General features: G+C 58.5%; 6 protein-coding genes. 5 read left to right on the top strand and 1 reads right to left on the bottom strand.

Annotated elements, in window-relative coordinates:
• From msrB to ACXJ5O_RS17065, 4 genes are all read left to right on the top strand, one after another.
• A partial coding sequence (gene msrB / locus ACXJ5O_RS17080) for a peptide-methionine (R)-S-oxide reductase MsrB (RefSeq protein WP_457300925.1) occupies positions 1 to 395 on the top strand: 395 nt, incomplete at its 5' end.
• An 88-nt stretch (positions 396 to 483) separates the two neighbouring features.
• The gene (locus tag ACXJ5O_RS17075) at positions 484 to 2589 is read left to right on the top strand and encodes a S9 family peptidase (RefSeq protein WP_457300924.1); all 2106 of its coding nucleotides are present in this window, start codon (positions 484 to 486) and stop codon (positions 2587 to 2589) included.
• A gap of 122 nt (positions 2590 to 2711) precedes the next feature.
• Entirely contained in the window at positions 2712 to 3272 is a 561-nt protein-coding gene (locus tag ACXJ5O_RS17070) for a hypothetical protein (RefSeq protein WP_457300923.1), read from the top strand.
• A gap of 139 nt (positions 3273 to 3411) precedes the next feature.
• On the top strand, positions 3412 to 3747 hold the full coding sequence (locus ACXJ5O_RS17065; RefSeq protein ID WP_457300922.1) for a metallophosphoesterase: 336 nt from the start codon (positions 3412 to 3414) through the stop codon (positions 3745 to 3747).
• 117 nt (positions 3748 to 3864) lie between these two features.
• Here ACXJ5O_RS17065 and ACXJ5O_RS17060 read toward each other — a convergent pair whose 3' ends face one another.
• On the bottom strand, positions 3865 to 4578 hold the full coding sequence (locus tag ACXJ5O_RS17060; protein ID WP_112528079.1) for a L,D-transpeptidase: 714 nt from the start codon (positions 4576 to 4578) through the stop codon (positions 3865 to 3867).
• A gap of 411 nt (positions 4579 to 4989) precedes the next feature.
• Here ACXJ5O_RS17060 and ACXJ5O_RS17055 point away from each other — a divergent pair.
• A partial coding sequence (locus tag ACXJ5O_RS17055; protein ID WP_457300921.1) for a branched-chain amino acid aminotransferase occupies positions 4990 to 5721 on the top strand: 732 nt, incomplete at its 3' end.

Below are 5721 nucleotides of genomic sequence, written 5' to 3'. Positions count from 1 at the left end.
AGACATTCAAGGTCGTTAAAACGGACGCCGAGTGGCGTGAACAGCTCACGCCGGAGCAATATCAAATCACCCGAAATCACGGGACGGAGCGCGCGTTTTCCAGTCCGAACTTCGACAGTAAACTCAAGGGATTATACAAGTGCGTTTGCTGCGATCGCCCGCTCTATCGCTCTGAAACCAAATATGAATCCGGCACAGGCTGGCCGAGTTTCACTGCCCCTATCGAGCCTGATGCGGTCAATGCGATCGAGGATCGCTCCTATGGCATGTTGCGAACCGAAATAAAATGTGCCGATTGCGATGCGCATCTCGGCCATGTTTTCCCGGACGGCCCTCCTCCTACCGGCCTGCGCTATTGCATGAATGGCAACGCGTTAGTCTTTGATCAGGATTGACCGGCCCGCAACTTGCTTTACACCTTTTAATGATTGCCCCCTCCGGCGGATTGTTGCATCCGCCGGTTCATCCCTTGAAAGTTTTTCCATGACCGATACGCCCCGTTTTTTGAGCATCCCTGCGCCGCAATCCGAGAAGCACCCCATATCCGATACGCGCCACGGCATCACCCGTACAGATGATTACGGCTGGATGCGCGCTGACAACTGGCAGGATGTTTTTCGCGACCCTTCAACGCTGGATCCGGCGATCCGTTCGCATCTCGAAGCGGAAAACGCTTACCAGTCATCGCTGATGGCCGACACCAAGGATCTTCAGGTGAGGCTTTTCGACGAGATGAAGGGCCGGATCAAGGAGGATGATTCCTCGGTTCCGTCCAAAGACGGGCCCTACGCCTACGGAACGTCCTACAAGACCGGCGGCCAGCAGCCACGCTTTTTCCGCACGCCGCGCGACGGCGGCGCGGAGACCATGCTGCTTGACGGTGACCTCGAAGGCGAAGGCAAGGCCTATTTCCGGCTTGCCTCGGCGGATCACTCTCCCGATCACAGCAAGATGATCTGGGGCTTCGATGACAAGGGCTCCGAGTTCTTCACGCTGAAGGTGCGTGACCTCGCGACCCTGCAGGACACCACCGAGACGGTCAGCGATACATCCGGCGGCGGCGTGTGGAATGCCCAGTCGAATGGCTTTTATTATACGCGCGTCGATGCCAATCATCGGCCGTCCCGGCTGTTCTACCATAAGCTCGGCCAGCCCGAGAGCGAGGATCGCCTGATCCACGAGGAGAAAGACCCCGGTTTCTTCCTCGGCGTCGGCGGCAGCACACTCAACGATTTTGTCTTCATCGATATTCACGATCACGAAACGTCGGAAATGTGGCTGCTGCCGGCCAATGACGATACCGCCGAACCGAAACTCGTCATCGAACGGCAGAGCGGTGTCGAATATAGCCTCACCGAGGGCGGCGATGTCTTCTACATCCTTACGAATGCCGATGGCGCCAAGGATTTCAAGATCATGAGCGCGCCGGTGAATGCGCCGGAAAAGGCAAACTGGACCGAGGTCGTTGCCCACAAGGCCGGACGCCTGCTCCTCGGTCACTCGGCCTACAGCAATCACCTCGTCTGGCTTGAGCGCGAGAACGGCCTGCCGCGCATCATTATTCGTGACCGCCATTCGGGCGAGCAACATTCGATATCGTTTGATGAAGAAGCCTATGCGCTTGGTCTGCAGGGCAGCGCCGAATATGACACGGAGATCATTCGTTTCTCCTATTCGTCCATGACCACGCCGACCCAGCTCTACGACTACAATATGCGCACGCGCGAGCGCACCTTGCTCAAGACGCAGGAAGTTCCCTCCGGACACAATCCTGACGATTATATCACGCGCCGCCTGCTCGCCCCCGCTCCCGATGGCGAGATCGTACCCATTTCAATCGTCTATTCTCGCGACACGAAGATCGACGGTTCGGCGCCTTGCCTGCTTTACGGCTATGGCTCCTACGGCATCACCATTCCGGCGAGCTTCAACACCAACTGCTTGTCCCTCGCCGATCGTGGCTTCATCTATGCCATCGCCCATATTCGCGGCGGCAAGGACAAAGGCTATGACTGGTACGAAAACGGCAAGCGCCTCAAGAAGAAGAACACTTTTACCGATTTCATCGCCGCGTCCGAACACCTCGTCGCTGAAGGTTTCACCAGCCATGACCGCATCGTCGCGCAGGGTGGTTCGGCGGGTGGCTTGCTGATGGGTGCCATCGCCAACATGGCGCCAGGCAATTTTGGCGGCGTCATTGCCGAAGTGCCCTTCGTCGATGTCATCAATACCATGCTCGACGACACGCTGCCGCTCACCCCGCCGGAATGGACCGAATGGGGCAATCCTATCACCTCGGCCACCGACTACGCCTACATGGCCTCCTATTCGCCCTACGATAATATCGTCGCTCAGGATTATCCGCCGATCCTTGCCGTCGCTGGCCTCACCGATCCGCGTGTGACCTACTGGGAACCGGCGAAATGGGTGGCAAAGCTGCGGGACTTCAAGACGGACGGCAATCCGGTACTTTTCCGCATCAACATGGATGCCGGACACGCCGGTGCCTCGGGGCGCTTCTCGCGGTTGGAAGAGGTCGCGTATGTCTATGCCTATGCGCTGAAACTGGTCGGAAAAGCTGGCGTTTGAACTGGAAAGGACGTGCACGTGGCGCTCGCCGCGTCCGGCCTCTCGTAACTGTAACGTACTGTCCTTCGCCCGTCCTGCATGCCAACTTCTCCCTGGGATCGCATTCCCCAGGGAGAGGTTCGATGTTCGAAGAAACCAGAAAATGTACAGACCGCAGAGGCGGCCTGTTTATAACCATGCTTTGTACGGCCGGTGTTTTCGCCGGTTCCGCAGCCGCCCAGCAACCAACAGCAGCGCAGCAAAGCGCCATCAAATCCGCTTGCCGGTCCGATTTCATGGCGCAGTGTTCGGGTGTGCAACCTGGAGGCAAAGCCGCACTCACCTGTTTGCAGCAGCATAACTCGTCACTTTCCTCCGCGTGCCAGTCGGCACTGGCGGCGCTCGGAGGCGGCAAGTCAGCACCGGCAGCATCTTCAACCGGCACGGCAGCCGCCCCAGCCGCAACCGCACCGGCCGCAACCGCGACTGCTCCTGCCGCAACTGCACCCGCCGCAACAGCGATGCCCGCGCCGTCGTTCACGCCACGCCAGGAGATGATGATCGTCCGCCAATCGTGCGGCCCGGACTTCCGCAGGCTCTGCAGCTCGGTCGCCCTGGGTGGCGGGCGCGGTATCGCATGCTTGCGGAACAATCTCGCCCGCTTGTCACCGACCTGTCAAAAGGTGCTGACAGCAGGGCGCTAGCCGTTTCACGTTACCTTCACTTCGCCGTGCTGCGGCGTCCGCGCACTTACCTGCGCGTCGAAATGAGCTATAAATACACGACGCCCGCTCGGGGGATTTGGAGGCTTGGTTTGTTCTTGAATAGCCTCGGAGATTTTAGATGAAKAGAAGCGCATTCGCCCTGTTACTCGGCCTTGGTCTACTGGCGCAGCCCATTCTTGCTTTCACCGGCGTGTCGCAAGCACAAGCGGTTCGCAAGAATGTCAGCGAATATGCCGGTCAGCGCTGCAACACGCCGCCGCGCGGCTCCGGGATTATCCTCGGGCAATATACTGGCACCACCGACAACCCGATCCTTTCCATGGGCGGTGACAATACGACGGTCTCGTTCTTTCGCTGCTTCACTTCCATGCAGGAGTGCCAGGGCTGGCTCTACACCTTGCGCAGCAAATATACCGATGGAAATTCAGTGCTGATCAGCTGCAAGAAGAGATAGGTTTGCCCCCGAGGCTCACGGCGCCAGACGTAGCTCCTCCCTCCGGCATATGGCCGGCAAAGAAAAAAGGCCGATGGAGCGATCCATCGGCCTTTTGATGTCCGTATCGAGCGCAACTTACGTGACGAGAACCGGCGTCTTGTTCGGCACACGGTCATAAAGGTCGATGATGTCCTGGTTGATCAGACGCACGCAGCCGGATGACACGGCCTTGCCGATGGACCACCATTCCGGCGAGCCGTGCAGGCGGTAGAGCGTGTCGACGCCATCCTTGAAGAGGTAAAGCGCCCGGGCGCCGAGCGGATTTTTAAGCCCCGGCTGCATGCCGCCATTCCTGGCGCTGTATTGCACCAGTTCCGGCTGGCGGGCCACCATTTCATCTGGCGGCGTCCAGGTCGGCCAGTGGCGCTTCCACTGGACGACGGCGCGGCCCGACCAGGCGAAACCTTCCTTGCCGATACCAACGCCATAGCGGATCGCCTGTCCGCCTTCGCGCACCTGATACAGGAATTTGTCGGTCGTATCGACGACGATCGTCCCCGGCTGTTCGCCGGTCGGATCCTGCACGATCTGCCGAAGATAGCGCTTGTCCATCTTTTCGATCGGGATCGCCGGCAGTTGATAGCCGTCGTCTTCGCGTGCCGAATACATGGATTGAAACGAAGCGAAAGCCGGGTCGACATCCATTTGCGGCGTCGAGAGGGGATTGCCATAGTCATCGACCTGGATGACTGGCCTGTCGTCGCGGATCTGTGCGCAGCCTGCGAGACCGGCTGCGGCGGTTGCAGTCAATGCAGCCAGAAAGCCGCGACGGGAAAGTGTGTTTTGCATCATTGAACCAGGTTGGTGACGGGATGGACGATCGGGAAGTTGCGCCGCCTAAACGCACAATGAATATGGCGGCTAACCGTTGACAATAGGGCGCAAACAAGGCGGCTGGCCGACTGTTGCCGCGCCGCAACAAAAAGCCCGCACGCAACGGAATTGGCCGTTCAACTTCGGATAAACACTTTGTGAGAACGCCGGTTATCTCTCCCCTTGTGGGAGAGAAAGGATTTTCCTGGATTTAGCCTCTTCGCTAAATCCTTGGAAAATCCAAGTGAGGGGGTAGTTCAGTGAAGCGAATGCCCTCTCTTGCGATTTCTAGCACTTAGCAAAGAGGCTAAGATGCTGAAATCGCTTTCTCYCCCGCAAGGGGGGAGATAAGGTGGCAAAAATTACCAGCGGGACGGAATCAGTATCATGGCGGTTAATACTCAAGCCCAAACAGTGACATGGACCTATGTCGATGGCGACTGGTACGAAGGAAATGTGCCCCTGATAGGTCCGCGCAGCCACGCGATGTGGCTGGCCTCGACGGTCTTCGATGGCGGGCGCTGGTTCGAAGGGGTTTCGCCCGATCTCGACAGGCACGCGGCCCGGGTCAACACATCGGCCATCGCCATGGGGTTGATGCCGACCATGAGCACCGAGGAAATCATCGGTCTCGCCAAGGACGGCCTGAAGAAGTTCGACGGCAACACGGCCGTCTATATCCGGCCAATGTACTGGGGCGAGCATGGCGGCTATATGGGCGTCCCCGCCGATCCGGAGTCAACCCGGTTTTGCCTGTGCCTCTATGAGGCGCCGATGATCGAGCCGAGCGGCTTTTCGCTCAGCATCTCGCCATTCCGCCGCCCGACTATCGAGACCATGCCAACCAATGCCAAGGCGGGCTGTCTCTATCCCAACAATGCTAGGGCCATTCTCGAAGCGCGTTCGCGTGGCTTCGACAATGCGCTACTGCTGGACATGCTAGGCAATGTCGCCGAGACCGGCACGTCCAATATTTTCATGGTCAAGGACGGCCATATTTTCACGCCGGCGCCCAATGGAACATTTCTTTCGGGCATTACCCGTTCGCGCACGATCGATGTGCTGGCCGATTATGGTTTCCGCACCACACAAACGACATTGAGCGTGCAGGATTTTCTC

The sequence above is a fragment of the Phyllobacterium sp. P5_D12 genome (assembly GCF_054049495.1).
The sequence above is the reverse complement of the archived record's forward strand: the minus strand, read 5'-3'. Positions and strand labels throughout refer to the sequence as shown.

Coding starts and splice junctions, on each gene's coding strand:
- ACXJ5O_RS17075 (WP_457300924.1), top strand. CDS start 484: ATGACCGATACGCCCCGTTTTTTGAGCATCCCTGCGCCGCAATCCGAG.
- ACXJ5O_RS17070 (WP_457300923.1), top strand. CDS start 2,712: ATGTTCGAAGAAACCAGAAAATGTACAGACCGCAGAGGCGGCCTGTTT.
- ACXJ5O_RS17060 (WP_112528079.1), bottom strand. CDS start 4,578: ATGCAAAACACACTTTCCCGTCGCGGCTTTCTGGCTGCATTGACTGCA.